This window comes from bacterium, from assembly GCA_021372535.1.
Taxonomy (GTDB): domain Bacteria; phylum Latescibacterota; class Latescibacteria; order Latescibacterales; family Latescibacteraceae; genus JAFGMP01.
The window spans coordinates 1-20,573 of record JAJFUH010000079.1 but is presented as its reverse complement, the minus strand read 5'-3'; the positions used below and the strand labels follow the sequence as shown (position 1 = coordinate 20,573).

Sequence of the window (20,573 nt, the reverse complement as noted above, 5' to 3'; positions counted from 1 at the left end):
GAAAGTGCTCACCGCATCCATAACCCGTTCACACCCGAAAAGCTCGCCACTCTCGGCGCGGCGCTGCGTCTGGAAACGGGGACCCGAGTGCTCGACCTCGGCAGCGGTTCGGGGGAGATGCTGTGCACCTGGGCACGCGATTACGGAGTCATCGGCACCGGCATCGACATGAGCCAGTTGTTCACCGAGCAAGCGAAACTCCGCGCGGAAGAACTCGGCGTCGCCGATCAAATCAAGTTCATCCATGGCGATGCCGCCGGCTATGTCTCTGACGAGAAGGCCGGTGTGGCAGCCTGTCTCGGTGCCACTTGGATCGCCGGTGGTGTCGCCGGCACTATCGAGCTTCTGGCGCGGAGCCTGCGCACCGGAGGGATCATCCTCATCGGCGAGCCCTACTGGCGGCAGTTACCGCCGACGGAAGATGTTGCCAAGGGGTGTCTTGCCCACTCAATCTCCGACTTTCTCACGCTTCCAGAACTTCTCGCATCTTTCGGCCGCCTCGGCTACGACGTCGTTGAAATGGTTCTGGCTGACCAAGACGGCTGGGACAGATACGAGGCGGCCAAATGGCTCACCATGCGCCGATGGCTTGAAGCCAATCCCGACGACGACTTGGCGAAAGAGGTTCGAGCCAAACTGACCTCGGAACCCGAGCGCTACGCCGCTTACACGCGTGAATACATGGGCTGGGGTGTGTTCGCGCTGATGCCGCGGTGATGCGTTGGCACACCCGGCGGATCGTCGACGGCTGTGCCGCGCATCAGGTGGTGGCTCGCCGAGATGTGAGTGAGCATAGAACTCATCCGCCATCGCCGAAATCTCCGTCCAAAGGCTCTGCACGTTCAAGAGTGCATGCCCGAGCCAAGATGTGGATCAGTGTGCTGTGGTGGACATGGCGGGACGGCTCAAAAGGCAGGGCGGTTAATGGCTTGAGTGGCGTTGCGCCGATGGTGTATTTTCACTTTTTTTACGGCAGCGCCAAGTTCTCAACTTTCCTGAATGAGTGCCACTTTGTTCATTACCGGCATCTTTGTTCTTTTTCGATTCCGTCCCAGGCTTTACATCGCCCGTGCTAGTCATGACACAAAGGCCTAACATTTCGTTCAAGCCGACGCTTCGCGGCGCGGCTTAACTCAGGCGTTCTGCCCGGACCAAGATAGATTGAAAGGAGACATACAATGGCAGCAATACTTTTGGATGGTAACGCATTGGCAAAGCAGTTGGAAAAAGAACTAGCCGTACGCGTTCAGGCAATCAAAGATAGGTCAAACGGTAAACCACCGATACTGGCAACCATATTGGTGGAAAATGATCCGGCCTCGGCGATATACGTGAAGATGAAAGGTAACGCGTGCGCACGAGTGGGAATGGAGTCCTTGAGAGTCGTAATGCCACAAGACACGACCACAGATGGACTGCTCCGCCAGATTGACAGACTCAATGCGAATCCCGACGTGCACGGCATTCTTCTGCAGCACCCCGTCCCTTCACAGATAGACGAACGACGCTGTTTTGACAAAATTGACGTTCGGAAAGACGTAGACGGAGTGACTGTAGTCGGTTTCGGTAAAATGGCAATGGGCGAACCCGCGTACGGTTCCGCGACGCCTGCCGGCATTATGCGGCTCCTTCGGCACTACGATATTGCCATCGAGGGTAAGCATGCGGTGGTCGTCGGGCGCAGTCCAATACTCGGCAAGCCTATGGCTATGATGTTGCTAAATGCTAACGCCACAGTCACGATTTGCCATTCTCGGACCCAAGGTCTGCCACAGATCGTGGGTCAGGCCGATATCGTCGTCGGTGCGCTGGGCAGACCCGAATTCGTCAAGGGGGCATGGATTAGGGAAGGAGCAGTCGTCGTGGACGCAGGCTATCACCCGAGCCGCGTGGGAGATATCGAGCTTTCCGCCGCAGTAGACAAGTGCCTTGCCTATACCCCTGTTCCTGGCGGGGTAGGCCCTATGACTATCGTTACCTTAATCGCTCAGACGGTGGAGGCCGCAGAAAAGGGCGCCGAACCAGGCGTTGCACCGGATCGCTAACTTAACTCGGCGTTAGGCGCCTTGACACACTCATGAAAACAATACAGCATATTGGGGGCTATTTTATCGGTGGTTCACTATTCTTGATATCGATACCTCGCGGACTTTATCGGCTATCCCGGCTGTTCGATCATCTGACAGGTATACAGTTGATTTCCATTGCTGAATTGCGTGTCACGGTAGCTGTCATTTTTTTACTTTACGGTCTACTGTTTGCGTTATAGTCGATTGTTGTTCAGAATCGGATCGGGAAGGGCGGTCCTTTGGAAGCGGTAAACATTGAAGTGAGTCCCATAACGCAGAATCTTGTCGTAACCGGATCATACAAGTATACAAGTATACAAAAATCCTATGCTGTTCGGTACTTGTGTCTATTTCTGTGCGGTAGCCATATACCTGGATTCCGTGATTGCGGTCGCAATTGTCGCTCTATTCATGACTTTCATGTTGATCTTCGTGAAACTAACCGAAGAACACAGACTACTGAAAGAATTCGGGAACGATTATAAAGAATACCGTCACCAAGTATCAATGTTTGTTCTGTGGACGTAAAAACAATATAGGTCTGTAAATGAATGAGACAGGCAACAACAACTTGATAGAGCCGACTCCTTATAATCGCCATCATGACATAAGAGGGAAAATAATGGTCACCATTGGTGATGCATCGATTGAAGACGCTGATGCTATCCTCGCCCTGCAAAAGCTTGCCTACCAATCGGAGGCAAAGCTTTACAGTGATTGGTCGCTTCCTCCACTCACTCAATCAATTGAATCGTTACTTGAGGAATTCACGAAATCAATCGTTCTTAAGGCGACACTTAATGGCCGTATTGTCGGCTCGGTTCGTGCCAGGCAAAACAGCGATATATGTTTAATCAGCCGCCTCATCGTTCATCCTGAATTCCAGAAACAAGGCATTGGATCGCAATTGTTAAGAAATATCGAAGAGCGGTTTAAGGGTGTGTCCAAGTTCGAACTGTTTACCGGCAGCAGGAGCGAAGCCAATATCCGCCTGTATCAACGTCACGGTTATTCGATCATTCGAACTCAACCGCTATCAACAACTGTATTGATTACCTTTTTGGAGAAGCGGACCCAAAATACCCTCTAACCACGGCATGCTGCTGACGAGCACATGCGAAGCCCTCTTTATCGGATACCGACCAGGCTGGCTCCACGGGTAACACAATGTTCTATAATTCAATGGGTAGTATGCAGCCGACTTTATACCGGTCACTTGATTTTATCGGCGTTGTTATGAATTTTTTCAATGGCCATTACAATATCATCCATATCGGATTGATCTCCGAGAAGTAAATTCTGCATGAACCACACTGCTTCTCCGCATAAAACATCATTCTCCGGGCATTGATTTCGTTCTGCGAATGTATCGTAATCCAGCATCTCCTTCGGATACATCTTTTGAAAATTTTTCGATTGCAAGGCATTAGCCAGGTAGGGTTGTTTATTCAAGAAGGGTGCATATCCGCTTAAATTGGGTATTCCTTCGGCGCTCAGCGCTTTGAGAAAACTGTCTCTCGATAAGCCCTTGAATTCTTCTTTTTTGTAACGGAAGGCAAATATGTGAAAAACGGCTCTGGTTACATTGTTGTAGAGTTTATAAGATACAATTCCGGGTATTGTATTAATTCTGGATCGCAGGTACTCGGCATTCCGGATCCGTGTGACAGTCTGTGATTCGAATCTGACCATTTGAGCAAGTCCGATGGCAGCCTGATATTCGGTTAATCTTACTTTAGTCCCCAGCTGAACCGCTTCGTTACTTACACCGCCAATAACCGCTCCGTGCGGTAAGCCATAATTATGGTAAGAATAACATCTGTCCATAAACGTATCATCATCGCTTACAATAGCTCCACCTTCACCAATAGGTATATTTTTCGAATTTTGAAAACTGAAACAGCCGGCATTGCCGAATGTCCCCACTTTCTTGTGATTTACTTCCGCCGTCCATGCCTGACAGGCATCTTCTACCACAGAAAGACTATGTTTTTTTGCAATCTCCATGATCCGTTCCATATCGGAAGGCAAACCTAAAATATGCACAGGCATGATTGCCCTGGTACGTGATGTGATTTTCGCTTCAATTTTGTCGGGATTCATTTGAAATGTTTCGGGATCAACATCAACAAAAACCGGCATTGCTCCGGTCATCAGTACAGCCTGAATACAGGCAATAAAGGTATATGGAGTAACGATAACTTCATCACCACCTCCTATGTCCAGCTGGACAAGAGAAGTAATCAGGGCATTCGTCCCGTTAACAACCGCCAAACAGCGCTTCGCCCCAATTGTTTCTGCCCATTTTTTTTCGAATTCGGTCACAACACCCGCCCGTGACCATACACCGCTGCGAAGAACCTTCAGAACTTGTTCCTCGTCTGTTTCCGGAACCCACATTGGCCATACCGGCCAGGGCTTGGTCCGAACCGGCTGGCCACCAAGCATTGCAAGGACCCCGGCATCTTTTGATGTGGCAGCATAAGCGGCTGGTGTCTCTCCCATAGCGAGCACAGCTCCGAGACCTGCCATAGAATTTTGTTTTACAAATTCGCGCCTTGAATAACTTTTTTCCAACATTTTCATAATCCTTTATTTTTTAGGTTTTTTCTCTAAAAGAGTTGGTAAAAAAATCATTTAAAAAACGCATCCGCGATTTGGGACAGGGAGAAAATGGAAGCCGGCTAGTCGATTCGGGGGGAATCCCCATTCTACAAGTATGACAGCGTATTGATCATGCAATCTGTTATTAACATTATCATAATATTAGGCAGTGTCAAGATGAAATTTTCGGGAAGACTGTGACTAAAAGTGTGACCATAAAAAAAACAGGACTTACGGTCAATTCTCGCAAGTCCTTGTTTATTATGGTGCCGAAGGGGGGAATCGAACCCCCATGACCTTGCGGTCGGCGGATTTTGAGTCCGCTGCGTCTGCCAGTTCCACCACTTCGGCACAGAAAATATTCTGAAATGATTACAGGCATATAATATGTGCAAAAACGGCGGAAAAATCAATATGTTCCTGTGGATATGTGCTGCCCCTGTTTTAAAATTACACCATTGAGATACTCTTTTCTTTTCGTGCCCGAAGGAAAACAGTTCTTTTACAAAAAATTTGAAAAACCAGAATCTTCCGGTGTATTTTTCTTTGTTTTATTCTTTGAAAATATGACATATCTTATTGGAAAAGGTATCATAATAAGAATGAAAGCAGTTCAGAATCTTATATAGTAATCGCGAAAGGTAATTCCATGACACCACGAGAGAACTTACGGGCGCTCCTTGATGGAGAACCGTACGAATCGGTGCCGATCTGGCTTATGGGTTTTGAAAATGACGAGCTTGCCCGAAAACTCAATCCCGGAGTCAGGTTTCCAGACAGCCTGTTTCACAATCCCGAAACCTTTGACTATCCATGGGACCGTCTGTCCGATGAGGAGCGGACTCGGACTCTCGATTATAACCATGCCATCCTGAAACCGGTCGTGGTGGTCGGATGGGGAGCGAACATGGCGCTCGGGCATGGCGGCCCCGGAGAATTTCATTTCAGGATTCTGGAAGTGAAAGAGAACGAGCTTATTCTGGAGTGCGAAACGGGGTGTAAACGTCTCGTGCGGAAACATCCGCATTTTTACAAGGATTTCGACCATCCGCTCAGGACAGTCGACGAGGTTGACCGTCTCGTACTGCCCGATCCCCATGACCCGGAACGGTACAGGGGCATCGAGGAGGACACCGCCTTCTTCAGGGAGGCTGGATACATGAGCGCGGCCAACCTCAACGGTTTTTTCAGCGGCCCTCATTATTTCTGCATCGATTACCAGGAATTCCTCATGTCCATGCTGCTCGATCCGCCGAATACGAAGAAACTCATCGACCGTATCGGAACATGGAATTGTGCGGCAGCGGAAGAACTCCTCAGCCGTGGAGTGGAATGTATCGTGCTCTGCGATGATCTGGGCTCCGCGGATAATCTCCTCATGAGTCCCGATATCTACCGGGACTGGATACGGCCGTGGCATACGAAGCTCTGCAACCTTGCCCATGACTTTGGCGGGTATGTCCACCTCCACAGCCATGGCAACATAAACAAGATTTTACAGTATGTCCTCGAAACCGGAGTTGATATGCTCAATCCATTCGATATTTATGAATCCATGGACCTCGTGGCATTCCTCGAATCAGCGAACTTAAAAACCGTTCCGGTGGGCGGCTGCCATAAGTTCTTTTTCGACTGGGACGCGACCAGACAAAACGAGTATCTCACCGGGCTTTTCAAACGCGCAGGAAACGCCGGAAGATGGATATTTATGGATACCGGCGGCATATCCGAAACGGTCGATAAAACCATGTACGATTTTGTGATGGGACGGTTGAACGATCTTTCAAAACTCAGGTAGACATTATTTTTTCTCACATATGAAAATACTATGAGTCTGTGACCATAAACCGTGCTTGTTTACACTTCCGGTATATCAGAAAGCAGAAAGAAGTTTATACAAGCTTCAGCAAGAAGCCGGCCATGGAGAATAACAGAAAAGATATTGCACAGCTCGGCCCCCTGGAATGTATCCGTTCTCAAGAAGAGCTTGATCCGGACGAGGGCATCATAGAGTATATTTTTAAGGGTGGTCAGGGCGAAGAAGCCGTGGTGACGGTCGAATTAAGGACTGTCATCCCCGGTATCAGACAGGTGATAAAGACCAAAGAAGGAATTGTGACTGCGGTCAGAAGAGAAAAATATCCCGAACCGGGGCTCGGGCATACCATGTTCCTAAAAAACATGCTTATTAAAAAATTCGACGATTATTTTACATGGACAGGAATTTACAAATATTCTCATATACCGAGGGCTTTCGGGTCGATCAGTCTCAAGGGGAAAAATCCGTGCGAATCCTGCTTCTATGAATGGTTTGCCGGAGAAGAGGGTTTCCCCTGGAAAGCGAAGGGAGACAGCGATATACTGCATGATATCAGGCTTCACGACTGGGAAACATTTATCGAACGGTTCAGGGAGGCCGGTATAGTCATCGGCGAGGACTGTTTCGACTTGCAGAATAGAAATTACTCGAAGAACATCATCCACCAGTTCCCGTTCTATAACCGGGAAACGTACGATATGAATGTCATATGGAAACGGATCGATTACGGCGAAAAGAGCATCCGTATCGATTTTGATCAGTGTGCCGTATATCTCAGCAAAAAAAGCCATACGCTCAAAGAACAATTACGCCCCGAACGGTTTGATATGATGGAGTTGACCGTTCAATATCTTTCACAAAAAGAGCGCATGCCTGAATCCGATTTGAAACTGCTCATGAATTACGTACAGGATTACCGTGTGAAATCGGTCGATCATTATATATCTCATGGAACAAGTCTCGGCGGGCAGCTTCTATATCTCGATGAAAACGAATCAAGGATGCAGTATTTATAAACCGCTTGATATGCAAATCATTCAAACTCAACTATACCATATCAGTCATACAATCGATGATCGAGATCAATAAAAACATCGCCATTCCCGACGAGGAGCTGGTTTTCTCCGCTTCCCGCAGCAGCGGTCCCGGGGGCCAGAATGTCAATAAAGTCAGCACACGGATGACTGTGCGATTCAATGTTATTGACAGCACGGTATTTACCGGGGAACAGAAACAACGTATACTTGAACGACTTGCCACACGGGCGAACAAAGAGGGCGTCATTCGGGTCGCGTCGCAGCGTCACCGTACCCAGAATGCAAACCGTGAGGAGGCAGCAGAACGGCTTGCATCACTGATTCGCGAAGCATTGAAAAACAAGCCGGTCAGGAGAAAAACAAAAAAGCCGCTGTGGGTACGAGAACAGAGACTCGAAGTAAAAAAACACCGAAGCCTGCTCAAGGAACAGCGGAAAAAAATGGTTTGAAAGCGCTTAATAACGATGATTTCCACGACATCCAATCATCGACCATTCTTTCAGACAGCCGGAAAAGTCGCATCGCTCAGAAGGGCGGCCTACTTTTTCCTGAGGTAAAGCACGGCGTCACCGGAAAACGGGGCTTTACATTCCCTCATATCGCCGCCCGGTATATTTTCACCCGATTCGGCCCGGCCTGTCGAAGGGTTGAACCATTCCACCGTAAATGTCCCGGAAACGCTCTTCATATCCATGGTTACCGAGCCACCATCAGGCAGGTAAACGAGATACTCTGCACCGGGATCGGCCAGACAGTACCCTGTCGAAGCCAGGTCGGAACAGGGAACCATCGATACAAGATTCATCCGTCCTGCATAGGTCATTGTGTATCCCATGCTCCGGCGGACAGGGTCCCAGGCACTGTCAACAGGCGGAAGATTCGTGAGATGATCGGTCCAGACGCTATTTGTCTGATCTTTCTGCGGCGTCTCACGGTAGGGGTCCATGAAAAGGGGATTCAATCCCCTGCAGAAACTCTTCCAGACCCATGCCTGATTGCCTCCGATACCCCAGAGATGGTCGGTATCGTTCAGAATCACCTTGCCGCCGTCGCAAGGGGGCGGATCATCACGGTATCCGCCATCCGGATTGGGCGATATCCAGTCAGCAGGGCTGCCGAAAAGGATTGTGTTTGTACCGCGCTGATTCTTGTCGCGGGTGTACTGAAACGTCATACCCACAGGGTGCTGTTTCGGTTTCGATCGCTCGTAATCGTGAATATAGTTTATTATGTGATACTGCCATTCGGTGGAATAAACTCCGCTTTCGTTCACTATTTCGTAGAGGACATTATCAAGATCGTTGACCGTATCGATAACCCTGCGGATATAAGCCTCCTGCAGCGCGGTTACATCGGGGATTTCCAGAGTCTGTATCTCCAGCCCCCTGCCATCGGCGTTCGTATCCCCATCGATACCATTGACATTGTTATTTCTATTGAACGGATGGCTGTCCCAGCACCACGGAGGCTGAGAAGCATGAAGCCCGTGGCCCTCGAACAGCATGATCGATACATAGATACCCCGTTTCCCGGCAGCCGTGATTCGCGAGCGCAGACGGTCGAAGTACGATGAATCGAACTGTTTCAGATCGAACTTTGGTTTGCCATCGAGCCCTGTTCCCGGTCCGGTGCGCTTCCAGGGAAACGGTGCCACATAGGTCAGGATTCCGTCTTCTTCATAGCTGAAAACGGTAAGATCCCATGTCCACAGCCGCATGAAGTTGTGGTTGTATGACTTCATAAAATCGAGATACGCATCAAAATCGAAAAGCGGCGGCGGGTCGGTCTGCCCCATATCCTTGAAATTATTCCAGGTATGCGAACCGGTAAGGTAAACCACCCTGCCGGCGCCGTCCGCAAAATATCGGGGATTCCGAGGGTGAGCCCTGAGCGGTCCGGCGGCTCCGGAACCTCTGCCCGGCCTGAACGCCGTACAACCTGTGACCGGCGTCAAGACCGGCACAAGCACCATAATCAACAAAACAATGCATGATGAGCGGACGGTCCCGATTGGTCGCATATCGATCTACCCTTTCAGAGTTTCAAACAGATTTGCGGTTACCGAACCCGACCGATTCACACGGATCGATGAAACGCAGATTGACACGGATCGGGCGGATTTTCGCGGATTTTTTTCGTACCTGACCGATGTAGCATTGTAGGGGTAATTCATGAATTACCCCTACTCCGTATCTCCTTGGTGAAATTGGTTATAAATATTTTCATGAACAATACTGGTGAAATACCTTATGGTTTTCCAAATTTTTCCCTGAATTTAATAAGGCACGTCAATGTATCGCACACAGGCGTCGGAATATCGAGAAGCCTCCCCTGTGCCGAGACATAGCCGGTCAGCGCGTCTATCTCCGTCCTCTTGCCCGTTTCGAGGTCCTGAAGCATCGAAGAACGGTGATGATAGGTGGGCGGAATCTGTTTCGCGTAAAAAAATGACTCGTATTCCTCCGCGGAACTCCAGTGCGTCACCGCACCCATGGCGTCTATTACCGCAAAAACTTCCCGTATGACCGCGCTCATGATGGCACGGGTATCGGTATCATCGCCGAGCGCGCCATAATGAACTCCGAGTATAGCGCCGAGTGGATTGAGAGCGCTGTTGTAGAGCAGCTTTGCAAACAGGTCGCGCCGCACATACGGCGTGCTTTCAGCCGGCAGTCCGGCCCCGTTGAGAGCATCCGCCAGCAGTATCGCCTGAGGGGGAACATACCCTTCGCGCCATCCGCCGATATGAATGGCATCGGCGGTCACGGTAATCCGAACGAGCCCGGGATGCTCTATCTCGAATCCCGTTATGACCCGGGCGGCGAGAGATCGTTCTTCGCCAAACCGCGCTATCACTTTCTCAAAATTACCGCAGCCGTTCTGTATCGATACCGCGATGAATTCCTGGCGGAGCAGTTGACTGAGACCATAGATCGCCGTTTCGGTATCATTTGATTTGGTTGTAATGAGGCAATAGTCATATGCCCTGTTACGGATGTCATCGACCGAGGTGTGAAATCCCGTGTGACCGGGGTCAGCGCGAAAGTCGCCGAATATGCCGGTGACTGCAAGCCCCTCCTTTCGGAGAGCCTGAAGATACCGTTCCCGCACGATCATATCGACAGAATGACCGGCTGCGGAGAGTATACACCCAACCGCCTGTCCGACTGCTCCGGCACCGAAGACAAGAATTTTCATGGTAAACTCTCATTCACGGAGAAATCTCTGTATCCCCGGAAGTAATTAAACAGATTAGAACCAGATAAATTTGGTTAGAAGAATACTATGACCGTTTCAACGACATCATTTTTTTCTCAGCCATTTCACGGGCATAATCCTCATAGCCTTTTTCTTTTATCAGCGCAATACAGGCAAGTCTGTCGGAACGAAAGATAAGTCCGAACAGCTTCGATATGAAATTATTGAGCTTTTTGCATTCGACATAGTTATCGACTACCGTGCAGTCGGCGCAGCTTGCATACGAATGCTCGATACAGCAAAGCCGTGTCTTGCACCATGTGGCTTTTTCGTTTTCATGGCAGCCGGGACATGATTCACGGAGGTATTTCTTACAGGCACCGCAATAAAGACCGCAGTAAGCGATCAAATCCTTGTCGGCACTAATATCACGCATGGTTCGCATCCTTTTTCGAGTGTAAATTCTCCACCAAATCATATAAAAAGATTGACAGCGGAATCACGGGCTTCGCCGAGATAGGTCGCGACACCGCCTATCTCGATCGAATCAATGAGCTCTTCGCGCGCGATACCCATCATTCCCATGGAAGTAGAGCATGCAATGAATTTGACACCGAGTGAAACGGCCATATCCATGAGTTCGGCGAGCTGCGGAATTTTTTTGGTTCTCATGACCCGTTTCATCAGCGATGTTCCGGCGCCCAGGAAATGCATCTTTGAAAGATGTGCGCCATCCGGGCCTTTCGGGAGCATCCATCCGAACATCCGTTCGATAAAACCTTTGCCGCGGGCGGCATACTCCTTTCCCCGGAGAAGGGCAAGCCCCCAGAACGTAAAATACATGGTTACATTCATCCCCGCCGAAGCGGCTCCCGTGGCAATGATGAACGCCGCGATTGCCCTGTCCATGTCGTTGGAAAAAACAATCAGGGTCAGCTGTTTATTCCTTTCATCCATATCATCATCCTTGAAAAATGGTGGGACAGGCCATTTTGCGTTTTGAATCGTAGTGTATGATATACGATATACGCACACATTTGTAAAATATTTTTTGATAGCTGTGAAAAATGACTGTATATTGCCTGAGATATTAGCAAACGATAAATATCCGGAGACAGGAATTATGAAGATTGAATCCCGAACATTTTTACCCGTTGAGATCGTCTTTCATCCCAACTGGTGGTATCATACCGCAGGTATACGGTTCGACCGCGACCATTTTTTCGATCCCGGACGAAGGGTCAGCGACGAAATGCTCATGAAACGGACGCTCTGGGAACACTTCGGAGGTCACGGGTACGGTGAAGAGCACCCCTCGCCCGAGCCTGTAGCCGGGCCGGTCCACCTTGCGGCGGGTTTCATGATGTCCTCGCTCTGGGGCTGTTCAATCCTCTACTATGACAACAACAGCCCGGTCGTCCAGCCGCAGACCCTGACTCTTGATGAGTTGGACGCCCTGGAAATACCCAATCTCGCGGACAATCAGGATTTCCGTGACTTTTTCAGCCTCATCCGTGAACTTAAAAAACGTTTCGGGTATGTTACAGGAGATTTCGGCTGGGGCAACCTCCAGAATCTCGCGCTCGATCTCATGGGGCACAGCCTCTTTCTTGCCTATTACGACAATCCCGAGGCAATCCACCGTATCTATGACAAGCTGAACCGCAGCGCCATCGAGGCGATAACCGGGGTTCGCGCTGAAACCGGCACGACATCGATTTCGGTGAACCGCTCGATCATCAATGTGGATCCTGCCATCAACCTCCAATCGAACTGCTCTGTCCAGATGATTTCGAACGAAACGTACGAGGAATTCCTGCTCCCCCATGAAATCGAGTTGTCACGGCATCTCCAGCCGTACGGCATTCATCACTGCGGAAATAACATGCATGCGGTTGCGGAAGGATATTCGAAAGTCAAAGAGGCATGCTTTTTCGATGTCGGGTGGGGTGCGGACATTGCGTATTGCCGGGAAAAAATACCCGACGCTTTTTTCAATATCCGTCTTTCGCCGGTGAAAATCCAGACCTGTACTCCCAAAGAGGTGGAAACCGATCTTGTCAATCTTCTCGAACATGCCGGGAATTTAGCGAAAGTCGGAATTTGCTGCATTAACATGGATTTGGGAACGCCGGACGAAAATGTCGCAAAGATCTTCGAGGTCGCCGAACGATACAGGAAGTTCGGTGCATAGAAGTAAACATGTGATTTTGTCCGCGACATATGCTTTTCCCTGTTTGTACGAAATAAATCGATAATAAATATTATATTGCACTGAGTTATTTTTTATTTGACATAACGTCCCTGTTCACGCTATACTACGTACACAATAATTCTGGCAGATTATACGGAGCTTTTACTGGTTGAACCTTTGTTTAACAAGGAGGAGTTATGAAAAAGGTGAGCCTGCTGTTTTTAATCGCCTTAGTGGTTACATCGACCGGCGCATCTGCTTCAGGGCTTGCCATTCCGGAACAAGGTGCAGCGGCGATGGGTATGGCTGCTGCCATGACCGCCCGTTCCGAGAATCTGAGCGCCATCTACTATAACCCAGCAGGCATAGACTATGTCGAGAAGACGGAACTCTTTCTGGGGTTCACTCCGATTATGCCCGTTCATCAATACGAAGGTACTACCGAATCCGAGGATGCCAATAAAATGGCGTTTTACCCTCCCAATATATATGCCGCTCACAGACTGAATAACAGAATTGTATTCGGATTCGGCATGTATACTCCCTTTGGACTCGGTACAGACTGGAATTCAAAATGGTATGGCCGCTATACCTCGACATTCGGAGAAATCCAATCCCTCTATATCACCCCATCGGTAGCGATAAAGCTTCATGACATGGTGAGTTTCGGCGCAAGCTACTCGTGGATATGGTCTGGTGCTGTCATCAAGAAAAAAATCGATTCAGGTCTTGCCATCTACAGCGCAACTGCGGCGGCAAATCCTGCGGCAGCCAATCCCAAGATGATTTCCAATCCCTCGTATGACAGCGAGTTTGCGCTTGATGGTGACGGCGGCGGTGTCTCTTATACACTGGGACTTATGTTACGTCCGATGAGCACTGTTCAGATCGGTATTTCCTATACCGGTACAAGCGAGATCACCTATAAAGGTACAGCAAAATTCACACACCCGAAAGGGTATGAGTCGATGCTGAGCGCAATGATGCCCGCTTTCCAGGACGGCGATGCGACGCTCAACCTTCCGAGCTCGATCAATGTCGGGCTTAAATATGACCTGACCACCGCATGGGATGCCGAAGTCGATGTTAATATAGTCGACTGGACAACGTACGATAAACTGGTCATCGATCTCAAGGACAATCTCCCATACGATACAATTACCTCACCCAAAAACTGGGATAAATCCACAATCGTACGTCTGGGAACTTCCTATGATCTGAACGCGATATCGACTGCCCGTTTTGGTTTCCTCTATGACAAATCACCGGTACCCGATGAAACTTTCGATGCCCAGCTCCCCGACAACAACCGTATAGGTTTCTCGGTGGGTTACGGCCGTAAATTCGGTAATATCACTTTCGATGTCAGCTACATGTTCCTCAAGTTCTCCGACCGTGACAAAGATAATCTGGTCGGGTATGTCGATGCCGGAAGCATCGATCCGACAACCGGCGCGGTTGGCCCCAAGGACGGCGTTGTCGATGCCGCTGACAAGGCTATTCTGGACGGCATGATGGCAAAGATGGGCCGCAGCGAGTATCCGGTCGGCAACGGCACATATAAGAGCCATGTCAACCTCTTATCGTTCTCGGCAAGCTATCATTTCTAAAAAAATACATGACAGACATCAGCGGGGGTACCCTCTAAAGGATACCCCCGTTTTTTTGCAGCGAGATTTATTGCGTTTACGGCATTTTATGAATTTCCCGCAGTAAGCTGCTCTATACCGCGAATGAGAAACTCACACTGACACCGTGCAGCTTTATCTCTCTTTTCACCTCAGGATATTCCGCCCTGTATACTTAAGCCAGCACATACCCAAGTGCAAGCAGGAAATCGGTAGCGAGCACCACGATCACGTTCATTCCGAGCGCGGGAACAAGTAGAGGGGTGTCCGTTTTATACCGGAAGGTCTTCACTACCGCTACCACCGCAATCGGAAATGTGATAAAACCGATGAGCACGGTCAGAGGCATATACCCGTATATTGTTCCGACAACGAGAACAGCATAAACCATCAGGATAAGCAGAGCATACAGATACGCGGCGCGACTCTTCCCGAAAACTATTACCCAATGCCTCCGTCCTCCCTCACGGTCCGCTTCGGCATCGGGAAATTCATTCAGAAAAAGCAGCAGCAGCGTAAGAAGTCCCGGCGAGATGGAAGCCCATATAATCCCCGGAGAGATCGACCCGGTCTGGACATAATAGGTCCCTATAACGACAAAGGAACCGAGCGTGAGGCCCGCGAAAGGTTCTCCGATCATCCAGCGTGCAAAATAATCAGTATAAAAGATCGCGGTTATTCCCCCGACTGTCATAAGAACCAGAACAGGCCATCCCGATTGCCATGCCAGCCAGAGTCCCATAAAAAAAGCGGCAAAAAGGGCAATCCATGCAGCGGTTTTCACCTGTGAGGGTTTGAGAATCCCTTGCTGGAGAATCCCCGAACCGCCGTTGAACGGTGTCCGGAAAGTTTTTGCATCGATCCCTGTCCGCCAGTCTGAATATTCATTGAACAGGTTCACGCTGATGTGCGCGCATACCACCCCGATCATAGTCACCATAAACAGAATGGGATGAGAAAAACCATCATGCCATGCAGCTGCTCCCCCAATCATGACAAGCACGACGGAAAGAACAAGAAAATTTGCCCTTGTTTCGACAAGCCAGATCATTACCTGTTCTTTTTTAATCATTTCCCGGAATTCCTTTCTCTGCTCTCCACAGTATCCGCCGATAATGAATTAAAAAAGGGTACCGCAGGGTACCCTTTTTTACTATCACCATTACATGCTTCAACAAAAACCATCAGGGCATGCGAGCAATGAGTTTGCTCAACCGTGATTTTTTCCGTGCGGCAGTCTGTTTTTTTATTATACCTTTATGGGCTGTCGAATCGATCAGAGAAACTGCAGTTGAAAAAACAGCCTGTGCCTCTTCCTTGGTCTTGGCTGTGGTCACTTTTTTTACGATTTTAGCGACCCGCGATTTTACGGCGTGGTTTTTCAATCGTGCTTTCTCGTTCTGTTTCAGTGATTTTTTAAACTGTTTATGATGCGGCACAACGTCACTCCTTTAAAAGTCATTATCATAATATCGAGTTTAGATATATAATATATAAAATATTAAAATAGATGTCAAATAAATATTCCTGTGATGCCCCCGATTTTTCCTGCCTATCCCCTATTTCATACATTACTTCACGGTACACCGGGGTACTCAATACCGTTCGCCGGCTGGGGATTTCCGATACCATCCCATGACTCCCCGCCTTTTATGCAGATGTCGATTCATTCATCAATATGAAACCTTTTTAAATAATGGAAATGATCATGTTATGGTATTTACTCTTACCCTCGATCCCTCTCCCGTAAACAGGAGAGGGAAGAAAATATTATCTCAGGCATTCGGGCATGTTGCTAATGCCCCGGCAAATAAATAATGATACTATAAACAGATACCGAATCAAGTTCGGCATGACTACATTCAATGTCACTGTTTAATCACCGGAGCAATAATTATTACTTCAAAGGTGTAAATACATCAATCCTCGACTATCACTGCGGTACCGTAGACAAGCAGTTCGGCGGCTCCCTTCATAATTTCTGCGGATGCAAAACGTGTTGTGACCACGGCATTTGCACCAAGCTCACGGGCGTTTTCTACCATCCTGTCCAGAGCCTGTTCTCTCGACTCGGACAACATCTTGGTATATTCCTCGATTTCTCCGCCGATCATATTTTTTATCACTGCCAATATATCTTTCCCGATATTCCGGGCACGTACTGTATTCCCTCTCACCATACCGAGAGATTGTACAATCTTTTTCCCCGGTATCGTTTCCGTCGTAACCACGATCATCGATCAACCTCCGAAATATAACGGTCAGCCTTGTTAACCACAATTTTCTCCCGTAACACCGAGAGGAAAAGAACCGCAAAACCTACAGCCATAAGTACGATTCCGAGACCGACAACCGTATAAATCTTCGGATCGGAAATTACCCGGTAAATCCAGTAGACGCTCAGTATCAGCGCCCCGACAATAAACAGGAACCATGCGATACTCCGCTCGATCCTGTTATAGATTCCGGTCCAGTATTTTTCCCAGACAACTTCAGGCAGATCAGCGACTCTCATGGAATCTGTCACCTCCTTTAAAGCAGACATATCCTGAAGCATGTTCCTGCATGTTTCACAGGATTCTATGTGTATTTTGAATTCATTTCGTTCCTGTGTGTCCATTTCGCCGTCGAAAAAGCGCATCAATTTCTTTTCATGTTCCTCGAATGTCATAACTCAACTCCTTTTTACCGAACAGCTTCGAGGCGTTCTTTCAGTGCAAGCCGTGCATGGTAGAGCCGTGACATGACCGTACCCTCGGGTATTCCGATGGTATCGGCAATCTCGCGGTAGGACAGGTCATGAAAATGCTTGAGCACTATCACTTCCCTGAATTCATTCTTCAGCTCCATAATCGCTTTCCAGACCTGTTGCTGTGTCTCCGATTTCTCAAGCATATCATGCGGGTCGGACGAATCATCGGCGATATCGAAACCGCTGTCTTCCATTGCCTTGTCGATAGAAATTTCACGAAGACTTTTCCGTTTTTCGATCAGATTCAGCGAGAGATTCTTGATAATGCTGAAAAACCACGGGCGAAAACTCCTTCCCTTCTCGAACGTGTCAATGGCTTTCCATGCCCTGACAAAAGCATCCTGCGACACATTGAGGGCATCATCGGCATTCCTGAGATAGGAAAATGCAAACCCGTACGCCTGTTTTCTATACATATCCACGAGCGTACGAAAGGCTCCCATATCACGGCAGCGGCACCGCTCGACAATAATATTTTCAGCCTGTACGCTCATTCATTTATATCCATGATAGTTGTTTCCACGTGTATTGAATATACAGGCATGAAGGGATATTTATTCAAATCAAAGATAAAATTTTCCATGATTGTCAATCTGCGCCGGGCTGAGATTTTTATCCCTGCAGGGCGAGCGATAAAGCGGTGGTGAGTTTAATGACATCCTCGTTTGTCTTGCGGAGATTGGTAGCAAGATTGAGCGCGATATTAGTTATAACCACATACCCGATACGGGGTTCGTTTTCACAGAGTTTAAGAAAATCATCTGCCTTGATAACCAGCAGATTGCACTTGTTGGCAGCCTGAACAGTGGCCGAGCGTTCCCTGCCTCCGAACAGAGCCAATTCACCGAAAAACAGGTGATTTTCACCGCTCAGTCGTATGAACGTACGCTCTTTTGTGCCGAATTCCTGCTTAGAGGTCACAACAGTCAAGGTTTTATGGATATCAACGGTGCCCTCTGCCAGAAGATACATTTCGTCTCCGATTTCACCCTCACTGATAATAACGGTGCCGGGGCTGACATCTTTGGCGGTTATTATCCTGGAAACGAGATCGAGCTCCTGAGCGGAAAGCCCCTTAAAAAGGGAAAACAAACCCAGCAGTTTCCTGTCCACACTTTTCATTTCGCAGTCTCTTCCTGTTTGGGAGTGAGAATGATCGCGAAATCGTCTTCGGTAATACAGTAATCCATACCGGGATTCATATGGACGCTGACCCGACCTTTCGACTCGATTTCAAGGCTACGCCCCGCTTCATCGAATTTGCGCCGTATAAAATCGTCAATCGTACTCTTGTCACCGGTCAGCATTTCTTCCATGTTGAACGTCTTCTTTTCGGTTACGACTCCCAGAAGAATCGACCCGTCGCGGTCGAGGAACTGGATAACCGCATCCCTGAATTTTATACCGATTAATTCCCGCGGCATGGGAATACGGCGTAAATCGGATCCCTCACGGATACGCATGATTTCACGGAGAGCCTGTGTGATGCCGGGCGCCGTAACCGACGAGGAAAGGAGAAAACCGTTGAATTCACCGGACAGCACTATCTGATCGACACCTGCCCGTTTGAGATGCGCCTCGTTGGCCGGATCGAGCAGTTCGGCGCACACATCCACCTCATGCGCCAGAGACTTGATTGTGAGCGTTGTCAGAAGCGTCCGGTCGTCCGCTTTCCCTGTTCCGTCAGGTCCCGAATCGGCAAGTATTATCGCCGACGAGGCTTCGTCAACTGCGGCCCGTTTAAGGGTCGATTCCTGAGTGTAGTCGCCGCTGACAAAACGGATCGTCGCCTCGGGGAACCGCTCGATAAGCGGCGTGATCTCGGCATCGGGACGGGCGTTGACGAGCACAATGTCGGGGATTGCATGAGCGGGCGCCATGACGATACCAAGAATTATACGGTCAATATTGAAATTAAATCCGCAAATTATGACATGTCCGCTGAACTGTACCTTTTTCAAACCCATGCCCTCCCTGATTCGTGATGCTGTCAATATCGAGGCGATCGAACCGGTCAGGATACTGATAATTACCACCCCGAGAGAAACGAGCAGCACGGTGAGAATTTTCCCGGCAACCGTAACCGGAGTTATATCACCATATCCCACCGTTGCAATGGTTATTATCGTAAAATATATAACGTTCCATATCGAATCGAAACGCTCGTTCGACCGTACCTCAACATAACTGATAAGAATTACAAGCACCAATAAAATAAATATATATCCGAAAAGCCAGTTGAGGTGGCTGTAACGTGTTATCCAGCGCCATATCTTTTTTACTTGCACATGTTTTCCCGTTACCAGGTATCCGGTCTAATATTGGTTTCATGCATTGAAATATTCAGCATACATAGTATATTGTAAGTTTATTTTTGTCAAGAACAAAGGGAATATTAGCGAAGTTTTTTCAGTAATTTCTATCACGATCTATTCATAAGATTAGGGTAAACGAAGATTTTTTTAGTATTTGTTTTCTAAAGAGGGCAGTTAAAAAGTGTTTTCATGCAACCGATTATAAATAAAAGACTCCCCCTGCCTTTGGCATCCACCCTTTATAAGGGGGGAGATGGTACGGCTCACCAGGGAGAAACGACAACTCGCCGCACTGCGCAGCGTCGCAGCGGGAGCCGAAGAGAATCATGGAAAAGCAGAAATAATCCTCGCCGGTGCTGTCACGCTTCAGGCCGGAAGACTATCTCTGCGCGCAATAGTGAGACGCGGAAAAGCCTGCAAGCTTTCCCGTCGACCAGCACATCTGGAGATTGTATCCGCCGCAGTCGCCGTCGATATCGAGAACTTCTCCGGCAAAAAACAGCCCATCGTTCAGTTTTGACATCAGTGTATGGGGATCGACCCCGGAAAGCTCGACGCCACCTCTTGTCACGAGGGCTCCTTCGATCGGGGCGGTTGCCACGACAGTCAGGGGAAGCGCCTTGAGGGTCTGCCTCAGACGAATACGCTCCGTCTTCGTGACATGACTCGCCGGAACATCACCATCAAAGCGGAAATGTCTAACCATCACCGCTGCAAGTGAGGAAGGCATGAGTGAGTGCAATATCGTGGATAATTGTTTTTTAGGAGCGTTTTCAAGTTCGCGCAGAAGACGGGCGTCCAGTTTTTTTTCATCGAGCGCAGGTTTGAGATCGATAGCGAACTGTACCGGACCACCGTCCTTGTTGAGAATATCCGTCACAAACCGGCTCATTTCAAGAGTTATCGGCCCCCCGATACCTGAACCGGTAAAGAGCATTTCCCCAAACCTTTCAACGC

Annotated in this window: 22 protein-coding genes and 1 tRNA gene; 9 read left to right on the top strand and 14 right to left on the bottom strand. The window is 48.7% G+C overall.

All coding sequences use genetic code 11. From position 1 onward, the window contains the following. From LLG96_07995 to LLG96_07980, 4 genes are all read left to right on the top strand, one after another. A partial coding sequence (locus tag LLG96_07995; protein MCE5250147.1) for a class I SAM-dependent methyltransferase occupies window positions 1-717 on the top strand: 717 nt, incomplete at its 5' end. Window positions 718-1,178: 461 nt separating this feature from the next. After that, complete coding sequence (folD, locus tag LLG96_07990; GenBank protein MCE5250146.1) at window positions 1,179-2,045, top strand: bifunctional methylenetetrahydrofolate dehydrogenase/methenyltetrahydrofolate cyclohydrolase FolD; 867 nt, start codon at window positions 1,179-1,181, stop codon at window positions 2,043-2,045. Between the two features lie 351 nt (window positions 2,046-2,396). Next, complete coding sequence (locus tag LLG96_07985) at window positions 2,397-2,597, top strand: hypothetical protein (protein MCE5250145.1); 201 nt, start codon at window positions 2,397-2,399, stop codon at window positions 2,595-2,597. Window positions 2,598-2,691: 94 nt separating this feature from the next. Next, the gene (locus tag LLG96_07980; protein ID MCE5250144.1) at window positions 2,692-3,159 is read left to right on the top strand and encodes a GNAT family N-acetyltransferase; all 468 of its coding nucleotides are present in this window, start codon (window positions 2,692-2,694) and stop codon (window positions 3,157-3,159) included. A 122-nt stretch (window positions 3,160-3,281) separates the two neighbouring features. On the opposite strand, the gene LLG96_07975 is transcribed toward LLG96_07980, so the two are convergent. Together LLG96_07975 and LLG96_07970 are read right to left on the bottom strand one after the other, a co-directional pair. Further along, entirely contained in the window at window positions 3,282-4,649 is a 1,368-nt protein-coding gene (locus tag LLG96_07975) for a DegT/DnrJ/EryC1/StrS family aminotransferase (GenBank protein MCE5250143.1), read from the bottom strand. A 288-nt stretch (window positions 4,650-4,937) separates the two neighbouring features. Further along, window positions 4,938-5,024 (bottom strand) — tRNA-Leu (locus LLG96_07970). A gap of 298 nt (window positions 5,025-5,322) precedes the next feature. Here LLG96_07970 and LLG96_07965 point away from each other — a divergent pair. The 3 genes from LLG96_07965 (at window position 5,323) to arfB (ending at window position 7,978) form a co-directional block, all read left to right on the top strand. Beyond that, window positions 5,323-6,471 (top strand): uroporphyrinogen decarboxylase family protein, encoded by a 1,149-nt coding sequence (locus tag LLG96_07965; GenBank protein MCE5250142.1) that lies wholly within the window; start codon window positions 5,323-5,325, stop codon window positions 6,469-6,471. Between the two features lie 122 nt (window positions 6,472-6,593). Then, window positions 6,594-7,508, top strand: coding sequence for a hypothetical protein (locus LLG96_07960; protein MCE5250141.1), 915 nt, complete (start codon window positions 6,594-6,596; stop codon window positions 7,506-7,508). A 56-nt stretch (window positions 7,509-7,564) separates the two neighbouring features. Further along, window positions 7,565-7,978, top strand: coding sequence for an aminoacyl-tRNA hydrolase (gene arfB / locus LLG96_07955; GenBank protein ID MCE5250140.1), 414 nt, complete (start codon window positions 7,565-7,567; stop codon window positions 7,976-7,978). 89 nt (window positions 7,979-8,067) lie between these two features. Here arfB and LLG96_07950 read toward each other — a convergent pair whose 3' ends face one another. The 4 genes from LLG96_07950 to LLG96_07935 form a co-directional block, all read right to left on the bottom strand. After that, window positions 8,068-9,549, bottom strand: coding sequence for a DUF6298 domain-containing protein (locus tag LLG96_07950; protein MCE5250139.1), 1,482 nt, complete (start codon window positions 9,547-9,549; stop codon window positions 8,068-8,070). 227 nt (window positions 9,550-9,776) lie between these two features. Further along, complete coding sequence (locus tag LLG96_07945; protein ID MCE5250138.1) at window positions 9,777-10,727, bottom strand: ketopantoate reductase family protein; 951 nt, start codon at window positions 10,725-10,727, stop codon at window positions 9,777-9,779. Window positions 10,728-10,812: 85 nt separating this feature from the next. Then, window positions 10,813-11,163 (bottom strand): DUF3795 domain-containing protein, encoded by a 351-nt coding sequence (locus LLG96_07940; GenBank protein MCE5250137.1) that lies wholly within the window; start codon window positions 11,161-11,163, stop codon window positions 10,813-10,815. A 38-nt stretch (window positions 11,164-11,201) separates the two neighbouring features. Further along, a complete protein-coding gene (locus LLG96_07935) occupies window positions 11,202-11,684 on the bottom strand; it encodes a DsrE/DsrF/DrsH-like family protein (GenBank protein MCE5250136.1) in 483 nt (160 codons plus the stop codon). A 166-nt stretch (window positions 11,685-11,850) separates the two neighbouring features. Between LLG96_07935 and LLG96_07930 the strand changes: the two genes are divergently transcribed. Together LLG96_07930 and LLG96_07925 are read left to right on the top strand one after the other, a co-directional pair. Further along, window positions 11,851-12,921 carry a hypothetical protein gene (locus tag LLG96_07930; protein ID MCE5250135.1) on the top strand — a complete coding sequence of 357 codons (1,071 nt, stop codon included), beginning with the start codon at window positions 11,851-11,853 and terminating at the stop codon, window positions 12,919-12,921. Window positions 12,922-13,118: 197 nt separating this feature from the next. Beyond that, on the top strand, window positions 13,119-14,531 hold the full coding sequence (locus LLG96_07925) for an outer membrane protein transport protein (GenBank protein MCE5250134.1): 1,413 nt from the start codon (window positions 13,119-13,121) through the stop codon (window positions 14,529-14,531). A gap of 193 nt (window positions 14,532-14,724) precedes the next feature. On the opposite strand, the gene LLG96_07920 is transcribed toward LLG96_07925, so the two are convergent. The 8 genes from LLG96_07920 to LLG96_07885 form a co-directional block, all read right to left on the bottom strand. Continuing rightward, window positions 14,725-15,621, bottom strand: coding sequence for a prenyltransferase (locus LLG96_07920; protein ID MCE5250133.1), 897 nt, complete (start codon window positions 15,619-15,621; stop codon window positions 14,725-14,727). A 112-nt stretch (window positions 15,622-15,733) separates the two neighbouring features. Next, window positions 15,734-15,988, bottom strand: coding sequence for a 30S ribosomal protein S20 (gene rpsT / locus LLG96_07915; GenBank protein ID MCE5250132.1), 255 nt, complete (start codon window positions 15,986-15,988; stop codon window positions 15,734-15,736). A gap of 480 nt (window positions 15,989-16,468) precedes the next feature. Next, window positions 16,469-16,786: a YbjQ family protein gene (locus LLG96_07910; GenBank protein ID MCE5250131.1), complete on the bottom strand. Its 318-nt coding sequence runs from the start codon at window positions 16,784-16,786 to the stop codon at window positions 16,469-16,471. Further along, window positions 16,783-17,220, bottom strand: coding sequence for a zf-HC2 domain-containing protein (locus LLG96_07905; protein ID MCE5250130.1), 438 nt, complete (start codon window positions 17,218-17,220; stop codon window positions 16,783-16,785). Before LLG96_07905 ends, LLG96_07910 begins: the two co-directional genes overlap by 4 nt. 14 nt (window positions 17,221-17,234) lie before the next feature. After that, window positions 17,235-17,795, bottom strand: a complete 561-nt coding sequence (locus LLG96_07900; protein ID MCE5250129.1) for an RNA polymerase sigma factor — start codon at window positions 17,793-17,795, stop codon at window positions 17,235-17,237. Between the two features lie 118 nt (window positions 17,796-17,913). Beyond that, window positions 17,914-18,423 carry a cyclic nucleotide-binding domain-containing protein gene (locus LLG96_07895; GenBank protein MCE5250128.1) on the bottom strand — a complete coding sequence of 170 codons (510 nt, stop codon included), beginning with the start codon at window positions 18,421-18,423 and terminating at the stop codon, window positions 17,914-17,916. After that, on the bottom strand, window positions 18,420-19,589 hold the full coding sequence (locus LLG96_07890) for an NAD-binding protein (GenBank protein MCE5250127.1): 1,170 nt from the start codon (window positions 19,587-19,589) through the stop codon (window positions 18,420-18,422). Before LLG96_07890 ends, LLG96_07895 begins: the two co-directional genes overlap by 4 nt. 406 nt (window positions 19,590-19,995) lie before the next feature. After that, on the bottom strand, window positions 19,996-20,573 hold a 578-nt coding region (locus LLG96_07885), incomplete at its 5' end, for an NAD(P)/FAD-dependent oxidoreductase (GenBank protein ID MCE5250126.1).